Genomic DNA, 17,143 nt, shown 5'->3' on the forward strand with positions numbered 1-17,143 from the left:
CTTCAATAATCAGACATATCCCTTTCATCCATTCAAAAACTGAGCCGAGAGTGCTGCAAATTAATGAAACGCATCACCCCCGACTCCTTTCTACCTTATATCATTTGATTTCTTACTGCAATGCCAGATACTGCCCCAGAGCGTATCCCTCGTAGCCGCCATACTGGATCTTCCAGAAACCGTTTGCTTCCCCTGTGGAAATTACGGTCACGTATGCCCCCAGAGGAATTTCCGTATATTTGTCCGCCTTCGTATTCGGTGATACGCGCAAGGATATCCATTCTTCACAGTTAACTACCTTTGCCGACCGATAAGATGCGGCAGCTTTGGAGGCAGGAACGCTGGTACTCAGATAGGAAGCCAGAGCGTATCCCGTATGACCGTTGTAGATGATCTTATAGAATCCGTTTGTGGAGTTCTCCACAAAGCTGACTGCCGCTCCGTATGGTATGGTTGTAATCCTGTCGGCTCCAGTACTTGGACTCTTGCGAAGTGATATCCACTCATCGCAATTCGTCACATAATATGTCTTATAAGATGCCGCTGGAGCTGCAGCTTTGCTGTTCGGCTCCGGCTGGGTGGTGCTGAGGTAGGACGCAAGCCCATATCCCGTATGGCCATTGTAAATAATCTTATAAAATCCGTTGTCTGCTGTTTCCACATAGCTGACAGGAGACCCATAGGGAATCTGAAGAATCGCAGCCGCCGATGTGTCCGGTTCCGTTCTGAGGGTTATAAATTCGTCACAGTTTGCCACAAAGTATGTAGGATACTGAGTCGTGTTCGGCGTCTCCGGCATCGTAGTTTCCGGAGCAGTCGTTTCTGGAACTGGCGTCTCGGCCTCGCTTTCCTCAGCCTCCGTTGTAATCGTCTCTGTTTCTTCCGGCTCACTCACGGCTTCTTTCAGAGTCTCCGACGGCGCGCCCGATTTCATGGTCTTCATCACAAACACGGCCGTAGCGATTATCGCAACAGCTATAATCACTCCGCAGACCGCAAGAAACGGCTTCATATTTTTTCCGCCTGAGGCGGCCGGCTTTCTGTGTCCGGAAGAATTGTCCTGCTGAGACGAGGGTTTTATATCCGCCCCGCAGTATGGACAGAATTTCGTTGTATCTGCTATCTGCTTTCCGCATTTTTTACAAAACATATCATTTTCTCCTTTAGTTTCGATTACTCGTCAATTCTGCTTCCACAGCTCATACAGAACATCGAATCACTATCATTGACATATCCGCATGACGGGCATACTCTGCCTTCTTGTGTCTGCCGGACTTGATGGACTTCCTCTTCAAAAGCGTCTGACGAAGCAGGCCCATCGCCTGCCTTATTCTGGCTGGCCGCTGCCATCTGTTCAGCCATTTCCGGCGTGAGCACTACGGTTCTCAATTCGTCCTGATCATATTCCTTCCCCTCATTCTCCTTATAAGCCGGGGCAGACGCCATAGCTTCATTCGATTCCGGCTGTTTTTCCAGTGAAACAGGTGCTTTTTTATCTAAATGGACCGCTTCGCTGGAAGACAGCGTTTCCTGCGGCTTTTCATAAGCTGCCTCTTCCACGCCCAGAAGGCTTCCGCAGCCCATGCAGAACTTGGAATCTCCATCATTTTCCATACCACACTTCCCGCATCTCGTCTTTCCTGTACTGCCGGTATCAGGCAGAACCTGTGCCTGCACGGCTGCCGGTTTGAGGGATGTGCCGCAGCTCATACAGAATTTATCTCCCGCACGGTACGGACGGCCGCATTTCGGACATGTTCCCTGTATGGCGGCTGTTCCTGACATGCTGTCCTGTTTTTGGGACATAACAGCGCCTTTTATCTTTTCTTCCCCTTTTGCATAATACTCAGATCCCCGGTTCTTAACGGCACTCAGTGCCCCCTTCGCCTTCTTCTGCGCTTCTTCAATCTTCTGATTGCGCTCCGCAATTTTTTGTGCCCGAAGCGCCTCTTCCTGTGCCCTTCGTTCCGCTTCTAACCGCTCTGCTTCTTCTCTTGCAGTTCTTTCCTGTTCCAGGCGTATATCACGTTCATTGACAAGGAATGAGAGATCCAGAAGGCTGAACTCCCTTGCTTTTTCCGCCCCGCAGGCAAGGCAGCTGTCCGAACCGGCCCCGTTCAGCTGGCCGCATGCACAGAACCAGTACATTCCCCTGTCCTCAGGAAGATAAGGATAATTCACATCCGGAACAGACGCATGCATTTGCCTTACAAATTCCTCATTCAGCCCGTCCGGCAGATTCAGCGTATTCTGGGCCTCTACCTGTATAAACGATTCACTGCCTTCATAGCTCCATATTGTTTCATCCGCATAGACAATGTGGCGGATGACGATGTCGCATCTTCTTGTGGATCTGTCAGGAAGGGATACCGGCGATCCCGTTTCAAAAATCTGTCCTTTTCCTATGCTCAGGTCGAGATAACAGATATTAGAAAGTTCTCCCAACTTTTCTTTCAGCACGTTATAGTACACAATGTCCAGATAGACCGCTGAAATAGTCTTTTCCGTCATGTTCTGTATCCCCAGAAACAGGCCGACGTCACCATCCTGGCTCGTATCTGCAATCTGGTACTGGGTAATGACGGCCGGCGCATCCGGCTGCCACATTTCAGAGGTATTTGATACTCTTATATTTCCCTGACTGATAGGATCTCTGTATTTTGACGTCACAAGGTATCGGTACGCCTGTACGTTTTTCTGAGCGCCCTGTCCTTTTACCTTATCTCCTACCTTTTTCTTGATGTCGTTTATTCCCCTGGAATTCTGAATTTTTCCAGCAAGGTTACCGGCGCCCTGCTCCATTTTCTGAGCGACCGCTGCTACCGCTGACGGCACTTCCGGAGACGGACCGCCCGTAAAATCACCGCCGCCTGGCAGCTGCCCGTTATATGCATCCGCAACCCGGTTGAATGACTCGATCCAGAGATAGAACGCTACGAACGGACCAAGGCCACAGAGCAGCGCTCCTACGAGATACCACAGGAGCAGTGTTGACCCTGTCGTCTGAGTTCTCATATTGTAAGAGGCGGCCGCATCGGCCAGACGGTTGCCCTGCTTATACATCCAGATATAATAGTAAATTCCGCATGTAACGATCGTCAAAAGCATAACGATCAAAAAATTCGGACTTGGTTTTTCAGGCGATCTGCCTTCGCAGATCCGGTTGGAATCTTCAATAAAGCAAAACCACCAGTAAAGGCCGTACAACCCACAGGTAATTGCCGACAGTAAAATTAACATCCAGAAATTTCTCTTCTTAACACCCATACGTTTCCCTTCCCTTATTTCTTAATTTATTTATAATAACGGTAACTGTATTGAAGACAGCGCCTGTCATTTCATTGCGCTGTCAAAAATCACCGTCCAAACTCCGCTGTTCCTGTTCCAGATTTCCCCAAACTGCGCAGGAGGAACGGGGGATGTCTCACGCCCCACTTCGATCGTCAGGCTTGGGATACTTTTCTTCGAAATTGCCCAGTCTTTATATCCGGCTGGATCCAGCTTCTGATAGTTGGCGTCCAAAGGATATCCCGTAACGGCAGAAACCTGTTTTGCAAACTGCTCCGTGTCATCTTTCAGCTTTCCCGTCTGACCGAAATACCAGTAAATAACGCCTCCCTGCGTGTGATAGCTGACCGTCCTGACGAACGGATACGTCTCTGTCAGGCGGATAAGGGCCGCTGCTTCCGGCTCACTGCCTGGCGCTTCTCCCTTATAATGGTCAGAGGATGGGTGTCCGCTTCCCACATACTGATCCCACAAGGCGTCGAAATTTCTGTTTAAATCAACACCATGGGCGTTGGCCTTCCAGCGTTTGAAATAATTTCCTGTTCCGGCAGAACCGTCCTTTTTCATAATTACATCGGTTATGTAGCTGCGCGTCTCATCTTTTCTTACAGCCTCCAGGCCGAACTGACTGATGGATACGCCGTCCGGATTAATCATCGGCACCACATGGACGGCAATCCCGCCCAGATATTTATTCACGGCTTCCTGATCTTTTAGAAAGCCATCCAGCTGTTTCATCACCAGTTGTGTCGTCATATATTCCCTGGCATGAATGGAACCTGTAATCAGAACATGCCTGTCCGAAGCCGGATTTCCAAGAAGCACATGGTAAATCTGCCTGCCGTCCATCGTCTCTCCCAGGCTGTCAACCGTCATTTCCTCATACATGTTCTTCATTTGCTGAAGATCCTGTTCCATATTTTCGTAAGTATAAACAGCAGGATCAGTTTCGACAATCAGAGGGCCAGCCGCTCCCTGTTCCCCTGAGCCCGAAGTTTCTGAAACCACTTCTCCCGCCGCAGATTCCGAAGCCGGCTCTGATTCTTTCCGCTCTGATGAATTTGATTCCGAGACACCTGCCTGTGCAAGCCCCTTTTTACTCTCCTCCATAGATGATGAAGCAACCGTCTCTTTTATATGCGCATCCGACTGCAGCTGGGCGGTTCTGATATCCTCTTCGGGTTTCCCTTTTCCAGACTCAGAAACTGCAAAGATACCTGCTCCGGCACACAGTACCAGGGTAATTACGACGGCAGCAATTCCCCAGAAAATAATCATTTTTTCCCGTTTTTTCCTTTTCATTTTCCTATCCTTTTTCTAAATTTTCTGTCTATTTATCCTTTGGTTAATTATACCGTCCGCACCAGTTATTGTCAACGAAATCGGGCAGCTGTGATCCCCCTTATTCCGTTTTGTATCTCCAAAAAAACAAAAGACCCCCATACCTGCCGGCCATTACTTTTCCCGTTTGTGCCTTCGCTCCAAAAAACGGATGTACAGTGGCTTCCTGATCTGCCCGGTAAAGGAAGATATATGCTCTCGTTATGGCAATTTTCGATTGCGGCCTTGTTTCCATGACAGAAAAAGGCACAGCTTCGGCCATCTGATTCTGTATCAGTGGATCAACCACTTCATAAAATCAAATGCCAAACTGTGCCCGTTCTGCTGTAATCAGCCGGCGCTTTTCTATTTAATCAATTCTACTTCTACAGGAATCGATTTGTCTACCGTCTCTCCTGCCATCAGTTTTAATGCTGTTTCTACTGCTGTTTCTCCCATTTTATCAGGTTTCTGTGCCACAGTAGCCGCCATTTTCCCGTCCTTAACAGCTTTTTGAGCATCGTCGGTAGCGTCAAATCCAACGATTTTAATATTCTTTCCGGAAGCAGCCACCGCTTCGGCAGCGCCAGAGCCATCTCGTCATTATGTGCAAAAACGCCTTTTATGGAACCGTCAGACTGAAGAATATTTTCCATAACGGACATGCCTTCCGCACGGTTGAAATTGGCCGTCTGACTGGCCGCTACATCCAGCTTTTCATCTGCCACCTGGTGGAATCCTTCACCACGGTCAATGGTCGCAGAAGCGCCCGGTACGCCCTGAAGTTCAGCTACCTTTGCCCCTTCTCCGATCAATTCAGCCAGATATTCTGTGGCCATATTGGCTCCTGCCACATTATCGGAAGCAATCTGGCAGTCCACCTCTACACCATTGACACCACGGTCAACGGAAATGACCTTTATTCCCTGTGCGACCGCACTTTGAACGGCTGGAGCCACCGCATCGGAATCTACCGGATTGACAATCAGCACACCCACATTTCTGGAGACGAGGTCTTCAATATCGCTCGTCTGTTTTGCCGCATCGTCTCCTGCGTCGACGACGATCAGCTGTACATTCTCTTCTCCGGCCTTTTCTTTTGCGCCTTCCGTCAGCGTTACAAAAAACGGGTTGTTCAGAGTGGAGACGGAAAATCCGATGGCCGTACCTCCCGATCTCTCTTTCGCGTTGTCTTCTCCGTCAATCGTAATTGCGTTACATCCGGTTACACTGATCATCATCAGCCCTGATAATAATAATGCCGCAAATCTTTTCATTTTTTAACCTCCTTATTTTCCTGATAATTAGCGCTTCCTGTCCGAAAGAACGGCGATGAGAATTACAATACCTTTGATGACGTCCTGATAGTAAGACGACACGCCCAGAATATTCAGTCCGTTATTTAAAACTGCAATAATCAGTACGCCGATAAATGTGCCGTAAATCTTTCCTCTGCCTCCGCTCATACTGGTTCCGCCGAGAGCTACCGCCGCAATGGCATCCAGTTCATATCCGTCTCCAAGAGTCGGCTGTGCAGAGCCCAGTCTGGATAACAGGATCAGGCCGGAAAGAGCCGCCATTGTGCCCGAAATGGCATAGGCTATAATTTTCGTCTTATGTATATTGACACCGGCCAGACTGGCGGATTTCCAGTTACTTCCTGTGGCATATACCCTGCGTCCGAACGTGGTCTTATTCAGCAGGAAGAAGAACAGAAGGAACAGGAGAACCAGCAGAATAACCGGGATCGGAATTCCATAGAATTTCCCTTTTCCAACTACCTTCAGGATGAAACTGTCTCCCAGGTTGGAAATCGGTTTTCCGTTCGTATAGATCATAGTCAGGCCGCGGTAAACGGTCATTGTGATCAGCGTTGCGATAAATGGCTGGAGGCGTCCTTTCGTCACCATGACTCCGCTGACAATTCCAAGACCGCAGCCGATCAGAAGAGCCAGAACCATTGCCAGTCCGGCCGGAACACCTGACGTGATCATACCTGCGCAGAATGCTGTGCTCAGAGCCAGCACAGAACCAACTGAAAGGTCTATGGCGTCGGTCAGAATAACGAACGTCATTCCAAAGGCTATGAGGCCGTTGATGGAAGACTGGCGAAGCAGCGACAAAAAGTTGGAACCCGTGCGGAATTCCGGGCTGACGATGCTGATTCCTGCAATCAGCAGTACGAGCGCGATTAATGCTCCAAAATCCTGTGCATAATTAACAGCTTTATTTTTATTCCCATTCATTATAAAGTACCTCCCGTAGCTAATGTCATAATCTTCTCCTGATCAGCCTCACTGCGGCTGATGATTCCTCTGACCATACCTTCTCTTACTACCATAATCCGGTCACTCATTCCCAGCACCTCCGGCAGTTCGGAGGATACCATGACAACCGCTACCCCCTGTTCCGCCAGCTTGTTGATAATGCTGTATATTTCCTTTTTTGCACCGATATCCACACCTCTCGTCGGTTCATCCAGAATCAGTATTTTCGGGTCCGTATAAATCCATTTGGCAAATACAACTTTCTGCTGGTTTCCTCCGCTCAGATTCAGGCATTCGTGGAATGGACCGAAGCACTTGATGTGAAGCTCTTCGATTGCCTGCCTGACAAGGCTGCTTTCCTTTTCCCTGCTGATTACAATGCCGCCTTTTCCTGAAATGCGGTTCAGATTGGCCAGAGAAATATTCTTTTCGATACTCTCTTCCAGAAGCAGCCCTTCCGTCTTTCTATCCTCCGTGATAAATCCAATGCCCTGGCGGATTGCCTCTTCCGGTTTCCGTATAACTGCTTTCTTTCCGTTTATATGGATTTCTCCCTTTTCATATGGAAGATTTCCAAAGATCGCCTGCATGATTTCCGTTCTTCCGGCCCCCATCAGGCCGGACACGCCCAGCACTTCTCCTGCCCGGACGGAAAAGCTCACATTCTGGAAAACGCCGTCCTTTGTCAGACCTTCCACACGGAGCACCACATCCCCAACGGAACAGTTTCTGGACGGATACCGTTCCCCGATTTCACGTCCGATCATCATCTTTACAATTTCATTCATATTTGTCTTCGGAATTTCTTTTGTACCGATATACGTGCCGTCTCTCAGGACGGAAATCCTGTCGCACAGCTCGAATATCTCCTCCATACGGTGAGAGATGTAGACGATGGAAACGCCTTTTTTTCTGAGGGAACGGATCACCTCAAACAGCACTTTTGTTTCACTCTGCGTAAGCGCAGCCGTCGGCTCATCCATGATGATGACCTTTGCATCCACCATCAATGCCTTACAGATTTCAATCATCTGCTGCTGCCCCACGGAAAGCTCTGACATCACCTGATCCGTTGGAATTTTAACTCCAAGGCGCTCGAGCGTTTCTTCCGCCTTTGCCCTCATGGCCTTTCTGTCACAGACTCCAAAGCGTTTTGTAATCTCTTTTCCCAGAAAGAGGTTTTCTTCTACCGTAAGATCAAACAGTACGTTCAGTTCCTGCTGAATAAATACAATTCCTGCCCTCTCCGCTTCCTGTGCGTTTTTGTATACGACTTCCCGTCCATCCACCAGGACCGTTCCTTTATCCCGCGTATAAACGCCGGTCAGTATTTTCATAAGGGTGGATTTCCCTGCCCCGTTTTCTCCCATCAGCGCATGGACTTCCCCGTCATCCAGAATAAATCCGGCATCCTTTAAGACCTGATTCTGTCCAAAGGATTTATCAATCCCCTTCATTTCAATTTTCATTTTGCTTCCCTCCAGACGTTCTTCCTTTAAAAGATACAGCCAGACTGCAGGATAATATTTGCATACGGCGTAGTTTCCCCTGTTCTGATCACGGCTTTGCATGAACCTGTCATTGCTTTCAGCCGGCTATGAGGCACGAAAACGACCTCTGTTTTGAAACCGGTTTCACATTCGGCAAAAAGATGGTTGATTTCTCTTAATATATGAGGATTCGATTCCCTGATCTCTTCCGCAAGTATAACCTTTTCAACTTTCATATCGTCTGAAACCGCTTTCAAGACTTCCATAAAAGAAGGAACTCCATATGTCACGGCCAGATCGATTCTCTCTGTTCCATCCGGTATGGGCAGTCCGCAGTCTCCCACCGCCAGAGTATCCGTATGGCCCATATAAGACAGCACTCTCGATATTTCTCCATTCAGCATACCATGTTTTTTCATTACCGATCCTCCTTATTATTTTCTGCCTTCCGCACATTCCATCGCATCCATGACCTGCCGGCGTGTAGGCATTCCGCCCTGGGCACCGAATCTCTCGGTGGACAGACTGGCCGCCGTATTAGCGAACAAAAGTGCTTCTTCAATCGGCCTTCCTTCCCCGATTTCCACGGTAAACGCGCCGTTTAACGTATCTCCTGCTCCCGTCGTATCAACGACCATTGCTTTTCTGGCCGGTACATTCAGCACTTTTCCGGATTTCAAGCCTACGGAAACGCCTCTGGATCCCTGAGTAATCACCAGTTTTTCCGGATAAGCCTTTAAAAGTTCTTCCGTCGTTCTGTCTTTTCCAAAAAGGATGACGGCTTCATGTTCATTCGGCGTCAGATAACTCACTTTTTCAATGATCTCCTGTTTTACCGGTCGTGCCGGTCCCGGATTCAGGACTGCCTTTACTCCGTGGCTGTGGCAGAGCTCGATCACATATTCCACCGTGTCCTGAGGTATTTCATGCTGCAGAAGTACGATTTCGCAGGAAAGCAGCTCATCCCTGATGCTGTCTATATATTCTCTGTCCACCTGATCGTTTGCTCCAGCTACGACGATGATCGTATTGTCGTTGTCTCCGACCGTAATCAATGCCAGTCCTGTGCTCACACCCTGCACCGTTTTGACATGGCATGAATCCACTCCCATATCCTGAGGTTTTTGAGGAGCGCTTTTCCTGCGTCGTCGCTGCCAACACATCCAAACATTTTTACATCTGCCCCCAGCTTTGCCATGGCAACCGCCTGGTTAGCGCCTTTTCCACCTGGTATGCAGCGGATTTCTTCCCCCTTTAATGTTTCTCCTTTTAAAGGGATTCTCTCTGCAGTTACCGTCATATCCATATTGATGCTTCCCACTACTGCAATTTTCATATTGACCTCCTTTATTATGATTTATTTTCTCCATCTGAAGTCTGTTTCGTCGTGCCCCGTTTTATAAGCTCCACTCCAAATGTAGTTTTCCTGTTAACTTCCATGCCTGATACGTAATCAGTCAGAATCTGCACCGCTGTCTGGCCCATCTTCGCGATCGGCTGTGCGATCGTCGTAATCTCCGGCGTAAACAGGCTGCTCAACATGATGTTATCAAATCCGATCACCTGAACATCGTCCGGAACTCTGATTCCTTCCTTATGAAGAATTTTGTACACAGATATGGCTACCATATCATTTGCCGCGATGATTCCGTCTGTTTCCGGAAAACGCCGCAGGATTTCTCCCGTCTTTTCCAGCCCGGATTCATAACTGTATTCACATTCAATCCACTTTGGTTCCAGCCCTCTCTCTCTGCACACATCCAGATATCCCTGGTGGCGCTGACGGGCACTGGAAAGCCTCTTAGGCCCACTCATCTGCACGATATTTCTACAGCCGCAGCTCAGCAGATATTCAACTGCCATCCGGCCTCCCTGATAGTGGTCGGACTGAATGCTGGCGATCTCTTCTCCACGTTCAATCTGACGGTCAATCATTACGATCGGAATCCGGCATTTGTCGATTTCTTCCCTTATTTCCTCTCTGTTTGTCATGAGAATCGCACCGTCTGCATTCATGCGCTCCAGCAGGTTCAAATTTCGCTTTTCTTTCTCCACATCGTTATTGGAATTGCATAAAGTCAGCCTGTATCCCCTTCTGTCACACTCCTCTTCAATCGCTCCCGCCAGTTCATTAAAAAATGGATTCACAATATCGGGAACGAGTATTCCAATAATCTTTGAAGATTTTTTAAAGAGTGACCGGGCTACTTCATTCGGTCTGAAACCGGTTTCAACTATTGCCTTTTCTACCCGCTGTTTCTTTTCATCATCCACTCTGGCCGTTCCATTCATAACCCTGGAAACCGTGGAAGGGGAAACACCAGCTATTCTGCTACGTCCCTGATACTCGCCATATATAATCACCATCCTGTCTAATCAATTCTGTCTAATGGTTGTAACTATCTCCTTATGAAACCCGTTTCAAATCTGTTTTCATTATATATTTTAACATTTTAAAAGTCAACATCGATCTCCTGTTTTTATTTTTTTCGGTATTCTTTACAATTTCACCTGCTTTTTACGAGAGATATTCCTAGCTTTTATATGCAAAACTCCCAATCATATATCCTGCATGTATTGCAGGTCCGCATGGAAACCGTTACGAAGCAGCGTATGAAACCGGGATGAAAAACAATCCTGTAAATCACAAAAGGGACCGGGAATTGTTGCATGCTGCAGCAATCCCCGGTCCGGTCATCCCTCTATCATATGTTTTAATTTTTCAAGCAGGTAATCGCCGTACTCTTTTCCGGTATTGCCCTCCTTTGTTCCCGTTACGATGACTGCGCCTTCTCTGTCACACGCCTCCATTGCCTCTGCCAGCCTGTCTGCCTGACCGGCCATGCCTATATGGCGGAGAAGCATTTCTTCTGCCTTTAGTATGCTTGACGGATTGGCGTATGCTCCCAATCCTTCTTCGATCATTCTGGGAGCGCTTCCGTGAATCGCCTCAAACATTCCATAACGGTTTCCTGTGTTTGCACTTCCTGCCGTACCGACTCCGCCCTGAATCTGAGCTGCTTCATCTGTTATAATATCTCCGTACAGATTCGGCATTAAAAACACCTGGAAGTTCTTCTGCATATCGGGATTAATCAGATTGGCGCAGATAATATCCACATACCAGTCCGTCATCGTAACTTCCGGGTAATCTTCAGCCACTTCACGGCAGATCGTAAGGAATTTCCCGTCTGTTTTCTTCATGATATTGGCCTTTGTGATTACTGCGACCTGTTTCTTACCATTATTTCTGGCGAATTCAAACGCTGCTTTGGCAATTCTTCTTGTTCCGGCGTCTGTAATCACCTTGAAGTCAAACGCCAGTTTTCCGGGAATTTCAAATCCTCTGCTTCCAAGAGCGTATTCACCCTCCGTATTTTCACGGAAGAACGTCCAGTCAATCCCTTTTTCGGGAACTTTAACCGGACGGATATTGGCAAAGAGATCCAGTTCTCTCCTCAGCGTGACATTCGCGCTCTCCAGGTTTTTCACACCGCCGCCTGCCTGCGGCGTCGTTGTCGGCCCCTTTAATATGACGTGGCATTCTTTCAGCTGGCTCAGCACCTCTTTTGGAATCGTCTCCCCGCTGGCAAGTCTGTTTTCCAAAGTCAGACCGTCAATTCTTCTGATCTCTACTTTTCCTGCAGCGATCTCCTTTTCCAAAAGGAACCTCAACGTTTTCTCCGCCTCTTCAAAAATGATTGGGCCTATCCCATCGCCGGGACACGTCCCTATGATGATCGGGCTGATGGAATTAAAATCAAGGGCCTGTTCTTCCCGTTCCAGGCGTTCTGCACGTTCCATCTGTTCTGAAACTAATTGTTTAAACTGTTCTGCGGCTTCTTCCAGATACTTCATCTCCATTAAACTTCTTTCCCCTTATCTTATTCCTGTGGTTTATTTGTCTTTTCTGTTTTTTCTTTTTCCCTGGTGTGAACGTCCAGCCTGTGCAGTGTACTCTGTTTTGCATTCTCCACATGGCGGATCGTAAGCTCCTCTGCCAGGTCTCCGTTTCGTTCGAGAATTGCTTTATATATCTCCCTGTGTTCCTTAATCGCCAGTCTGGCCCGTTCCATATCAGTCACAGACAGCTCCTGTATCTCGTAATCCTGTGATGCAGCGTCTTCAGCACTTCGTAGAGCAGTCGTTTTCCGGAAAATTCATAAACCATCTCATGAAAGCGGGAATCGAATGCCTCCTGCTCCTCAGGATCGTTTTTCTCCACATAAAATTCCTGCAGGTCCAGCACTTCTTTCATATCCTTCAACTGCTCTTGCGTTATTGCTTTAGCCGCCTCTTTCGCAGCCAAACCTTCCAGGCGTATTCTCATATCATAAATAACTTCCAGGTCGTCTTTCGTAATTCCAAGGATAACGGCCCCCCTGTTGGGGCGTATTTCTACCAAATTTTCCTGCTCAAGGCGCTGGAGCGCCTCTCTGATTGGAGTCCTGCTGACTCCCAGTGTCTTTGAAAGCTTGAGTTCTGTAATCACATCTCCAGGCTTTATTTTCCCCTGAAGAATTTCTTCCTCCAGCACCATGAAAACCTGTTCGGCCAGCGGCGCTCCCTTCTCCTGTATCACTTTCTCCATTTCAGCTCCTAAAAGAAGGGTTTGAATCTGCCAGGCGCTATCTTCTGCAGCTGTTCATCCAGTTCTGCATCACTGACAGCCGTCTGACGTCCTTCGTTATATTGTTCGTCCACCCACTCTTTCAGCTTCACGGCGGCTTCGTCTTCCTTATTCACCGCGTCCTTCGGTGAAAGCTCATAGTAATTATTGATCCAATATACGATTCCTGCCACGCCCGACGTATTGCTGATCGCTACTTCCGGCGCTCTCCCAAGAAGGCGGGATGTGTCGAAGATGTTGTAGATTTCCTCATCCTTCATCAGGCCGTCCGCATGAATTCCCGCCCGTGTGACATTGAAATTCCTTCCAACAAACGGCGTCATCGCTGGAATCTTGTATCCGATTTCCCTCTGATAATACCTGGCTATTTCTGTAATTACGGTCGGTTCCATTCCATCGAGAGAACCTCTTAAAGAAGCATATTCAAATACCATCGCCTCCAGAGGAATATTCCCTGTTCTCTCGCCGATTCCAAGAAGGGAACAGTTAACTGCAGACGCACCATACAGCCATGCACAGGAAGCATTTGAAACTGCCTTATAGAAATCATTGTGTCCATGCCATTCCAGCTGTTCACTCTTCACATCTGAATAATGCTGAAGTCCATAAATGATTCCCGGCACGCTCCTTGGAAGAGCCACGCCTGTATACGGAATCCCATAGCCCATGGTATCACATGCCCTGATCTTGACTGGAATTCCGGCCTGTCTCGACTTATCCATCAGCGCGTTGACAAATGGTACGACAAAACCGTAAAAATCTGCTCTAGTGATATCTTCCAGATGGCATCTGGGGACGATTCCTGCTGCAAAAGCGTCGTCCACCGTTGACAGATATTCATCCATCGCCTGCTTTCTGGTAAGCCTTCTCTTCTTAAAAATATGATAGTCGGAACAGCTCATCAAAATGCCTGTTTCCTTGATCCCCAAATCCTTTACCATCTGGAAATCCTTTTTATTCGCCCGGATCCATGTGGTGATCTCCGGGAACTTAAGGCCGAGGTCCATACACTCCAGAAGAGCTTCCTTATCTTTTCTGTCATATACAAAAAACTCAGTCTGGCGGATAATTCCGTTGGGACCGGACAGCCGTGACATCATTTTATAGAGGTCTACCATCTGTTTCTTCGTATAAGGAACTCTGGACTGCTGCCCGTCACGGAACGTAGTATCTGTCATCCAGATGTGCTCCGGCATACCGATCGGACACTGGCGGAAGTTAAAGGAGACCTCGGGACTTCATCATAAGGAAAGAATTCACGGTACAGATGCGGTTCTGATATGTTCTGGAGGGAATAACGGTAAGGGTCCTGTTCCAGTAAGTTACTGTTCTTTGAAATAACCAGCATTGGTAAACACTCCTGTTCTCTTTTATTTTTTATGTCATGACTGCTGGATAATCCGGTTTTAAAAACCAGAGCGCAGCGCAAGTGCCATACTTGTATACAAGTATACATTCACTTTTAAAATTGTCAAGCATTTTTTTCAAATAAAAGAATTACCCCGCTGCCAGATTCCGTTCTATGGCGGCAGCCAAGTCCTTCCTCTGATAGCGGGGCATATATGTATCGTCATATCGGTCCGTCGTACAAATACCGTTCTAAAATTCTGTTCATCCGCTCGATGTCCAGCGGTTTAGCCAGGTGGTCATTCATCCCGGCTTCCTTTGCTGCACGCACATCTTCTTCCAATGCATTGGCAGTCATTGCTACGATAGGAATTCTGCACGCATCCGGCCGGCTCTGGGCCCGTATAGTACGGACAGCTTCCAAACCGTTCATCACAGGCATCTGCATATCCATAAAAATAAGATCATAAAATCCCATGGGAAACGTCAGAAATGCCTGGACAGCCTCCTGTCCGTTCTGCGCCACATCGACAACGGCTCCTGTCTGGCCAAGAAGTTCTGCTGCGATCTCCTGATTGAGCAGATTATCTTCTACCAGAAGCAGGCGTTTCCCCTCGAATGATCTCACTCTGCGTTCAGCAAAGCTCGCCGGCTTTCTGCTATTCTGGTTCAGAACGTATTTCTTTACTGCACAAACCAGACTGGATTTCAGAAGGGGCTTTACAATGCAACCGCTGACACCTGCTTTTGCAGCGGCCTCCTCATACTCCGTCCAGTCATACGCCGACAGCAGAATAATAGGCACGTCCGGCCCCACCAGGGTACGGATCGCTTTCGCCGTTTCAATTCCATTCATTTCCGGCATCTTCAAATCGATAATTATGGCTATGAATTCCTCTCCTGTTCCGTGAGCCTTAGTCACCCTGCTTACCGCTTCTTTTCCTGACGTTACCCACCGGCCGTCCAGTCCGATTTCGTCCAGCCTTTCACAAACCGTTTCGCATGTAACCGGATCATCGTCTACAACCAGGACCGGCAGCCTTTCCGGCAGAAAGAACTCCGTATTCTCTTCATCCCGGTACTGCAGGCTCAGGCTGATGGTAAATGTCGACCCTTTTCCGTACGTACTCTCTGCCTTGATGTCTCCATCCATCATACGCACGATATTACGGCTGATCGCCATTCCCAGACCGGTTCCCTGTATTCCGCGAATATCCGGATCTTCCGCCCGTTCGAAGGGCATAAAAAGTTTTTCCATAAACTCAGGCTTCATACCATAGCCATTGTCCCGGCATATGAATTCATATCTGCCGTATCCTTTCGTCTTATGAGGCAGTTCCCGAATATCAAACTGAATTCTTCCATAATCAGGAGTGTACTTGACTGCATTGGAAAGGATATTAAGAAATACCTGCTGGAGATGCTGGAGATCCCCGACGATATATTCATGTTCCAAGTCAAATGCATGTACATCAAAGGTATGGTGTTTTGCCTCTATGGAAGGCTGGATAATTGTGATAATATCATGGATCATCCCGCCCATACTGAATTCTTCCTCCGTCAGAGCCACTCTCCCGCTCTCAATTCTGGACATGTCCAGCACCTCGTTAATCAGACCGAGCAGAAGTCTGGATGAGACATTGATTTTTTCCAGGCAGTCCATAACACGCTCCTGATTGTCAATATGAGAAGCAGCAATCGCCGTCATACCTATAATGGCATTCATCGGCGTACGGATGTCATGACTCATACGCGATAAAAATTCCGACTTTGCCCTGTTGGCCTCTTCCGCCGCTTCCAGAGCATTGTGAAGCAGTTCCGACCGCTCTTCCAGCTGCTTCTGCAGAAGCCTCTGTTCTGTCAAGTCCGTTATATCAATGTAAATAACAAGATAAACCGGATTGTCGTCCTGCCAGCTGATACAGTCCGCATTAATCTGAAGCCATACATCTCTCCCGTCCTGATCCTTTGCCTGCAAAGTAAAATGGACAGGATTTCCCCTGCGCATCGCCAGAAAGTTCCGGTCATACGCCATTCGATTACTTTCCGAATAATAATTAGACAGGCCATAGGAAAGTTCCTGGCCTTTTGTGCAGCCAAAAAACTTTATAAATTTATCATTTGCGCTGAGAAAAACAAAGTTGTCCACATCGATGCGGAACCTGGCTGCAAAGCCGGGAAGATTATCATATGTTATCGTCCGCTCCCTCCGCACTTCTACTACATCCGTAATATCCGTAAACACCGTATACACAACAGGATATCCGTCGACGAATTCATTGGTAAACGTGCCCACAAGACGGGTCCATGCTGTAGTGCCGCCCTTTTGGGGCATTTCGCATATACATTCATATCCGGGACGCCCTTCGGCAAGTGCCTTCTCTACCTCTTCTCTGATTCTCTGAAAACGATCAGGCATATGTTTATAGAATTCATCCGCGTGATTGTGAAACAGCGCTTCATATTCGTCTTTCGGATACTTGATTATTTCATAATAAAAATCGTTCGCCCATATCATGGTAAAATGTTCATCAAGCAGGTGTTTGCTGACACTTACTTTTAGCGAACTCATCAGGGCATTATATTCGTCAAATTGTTTTCCGCCAGCCGCCATTTCCTCACTCTTTTCCTTCTCCTTCTGCATGTTTCCCTTTCCTCTTTTCACAAAGCAGTCTTTGCTGATTCTCTGTACTGATTACAGAGACATTTTCTCATACAGTCTTTATCTTAATATCACATATGTACTGTTATCATATTATCACATGATGATAAATTTGTCTATGCGCCGGATTTGAGGACAC

The 17,143-nt window shown here is 47.7% G+C and carries 11 protein-coding genes and 4 pseudogenes; all 15 read right to left on the reverse strand.

The features are described 5' to 3' along the window. Positions 1-112: 112 nt before the first annotated feature. Positions 113-1,150 carry an SH3 domain-containing protein gene (locus tag DXA13_RS08000; protein ID WP_118243210.1) on the reverse strand — a complete coding sequence of 346 codons (1,038 nt, stop codon included), beginning with the start codon at positions 1,148-1,150 and terminating at the stop codon, positions 113-115. Positions 1,151-1,173: 23 nt separating this feature from the next. Beyond that, the gene (locus tag DXA13_RS08005; protein ID WP_181995570.1) at positions 1,174-3,240 is read right to left on the reverse strand and encodes a DUF4234 domain-containing protein; all 2,067 of its coding nucleotides are present in this window, start codon (positions 3,238-3,240) and stop codon (positions 1,174-1,176) included. Positions 3,241-3,333: 93 nt separating this feature from the next. Then, entirely contained in the window at positions 3,334-4,590 is a 1,257-nt protein-coding gene (locus DXA13_RS08010; protein WP_118243214.1) for a M14 family zinc carboxypeptidase, read from the reverse strand. Between the two features lie 489 nt (positions 4,591-5,079). Continuing rightward, a pseudogene (locus DXA13_RS22950) lies at positions 5,080-5,181 on the reverse strand (D-ribose ABC transporter substrate-binding protein); the annotation flags it as partial. 74 nt (positions 5,182-5,255) lie between these two features. After that, a pseudogene (locus DXA13_RS08020) lies at positions 5,256-5,885 on the reverse strand (substrate-binding domain-containing protein); the annotation flags it as partial. A 27-nt stretch (positions 5,886-5,912) separates the two neighbouring features. Next, positions 5,913-6,854, reverse strand: a complete 942-nt coding sequence (gene rbsC, locus DXA13_RS08025; protein WP_118243218.1) for a ribose ABC transporter permease — start codon at positions 6,852-6,854, stop codon at positions 5,913-5,915. After that, on the reverse strand, positions 6,854-8,344 hold the full coding sequence (locus tag DXA13_RS08030; protein ID WP_118243220.1) for a sugar ABC transporter ATP-binding protein: 1,491 nt from the start codon (positions 8,342-8,344) through the stop codon (positions 6,854-6,856). The genes rbsC and DXA13_RS08030 overlap by 1 nt, the downstream gene beginning before the upstream one ends. Before the next feature lie 26 nt (positions 8,345-8,370). Beyond that, a complete protein-coding gene (gene rbsD, locus DXA13_RS08035) occupies positions 8,371-8,784 on the reverse strand; it encodes a D-ribose pyranase (RefSeq protein WP_118243223.1) in 414 nt (137 codons plus the stop codon). 15 nt (positions 8,785-8,799) lie between these two features. Further along, a pseudogene (rbsK, locus tag DXA13_RS08040) lies at positions 8,800-9,701 on the reverse strand (ribokinase). 14 nt (positions 9,702-9,715) lie between these two features. After that, positions 9,716-10,732, reverse strand: coding sequence for a LacI family DNA-binding transcriptional regulator (locus tag DXA13_RS08045; RefSeq protein ID WP_347559767.1), 1,017 nt, complete (start codon positions 10,730-10,732; stop codon positions 9,716-9,718). Positions 10,733-11,059: 327 nt separating this feature from the next. After that, complete coding sequence (locus DXA13_RS08050) at positions 11,060-12,229, reverse strand: isocitrate/isopropylmalate family dehydrogenase (protein WP_118243225.1); 1,170 nt, start codon at positions 12,227-12,229, stop codon at positions 11,060-11,062. A gap of 20 nt (positions 12,230-12,249) precedes the next feature. After that, on the reverse strand, positions 12,250-12,441 hold the full coding sequence (locus tag DXA13_RS08055) for an FCD domain-containing protein (protein WP_243009023.1): 192 nt from the start codon (positions 12,439-12,441) through the stop codon (positions 12,250-12,252). Between the two features lie 5 nt (positions 12,442-12,446). Further along, positions 12,447-12,956, reverse strand: coding sequence for a GntR family transcriptional regulator (locus DXA13_RS08060; RefSeq protein WP_118243229.1), 510 nt, complete (start codon positions 12,954-12,956; stop codon positions 12,447-12,449). 8 nt (positions 12,957-12,964) lie between these two features. Then, positions 12,965-14,343: pseudogene (locus DXA13_RS08065) on the reverse strand (2-isopropylmalate synthase). 222 nt (positions 14,344-14,565) lie between these two features. Beyond that, a complete protein-coding gene (locus DXA13_RS08070) occupies positions 14,566-16,986 on the reverse strand; it encodes a response regulator (RefSeq protein ID WP_207662156.1) in 2,421 nt (806 codons plus the stop codon). Positions 16,987-17,143: the final 157 nt, after the last annotated feature.

Source organism: Clostridium sp. AM58-1XD, assembly GCF_003464085.1.
Lineage (GTDB): Bacteria > Bacillota > Clostridia > Lachnospirales > Lachnospiraceae > Lachnoclostridium_A.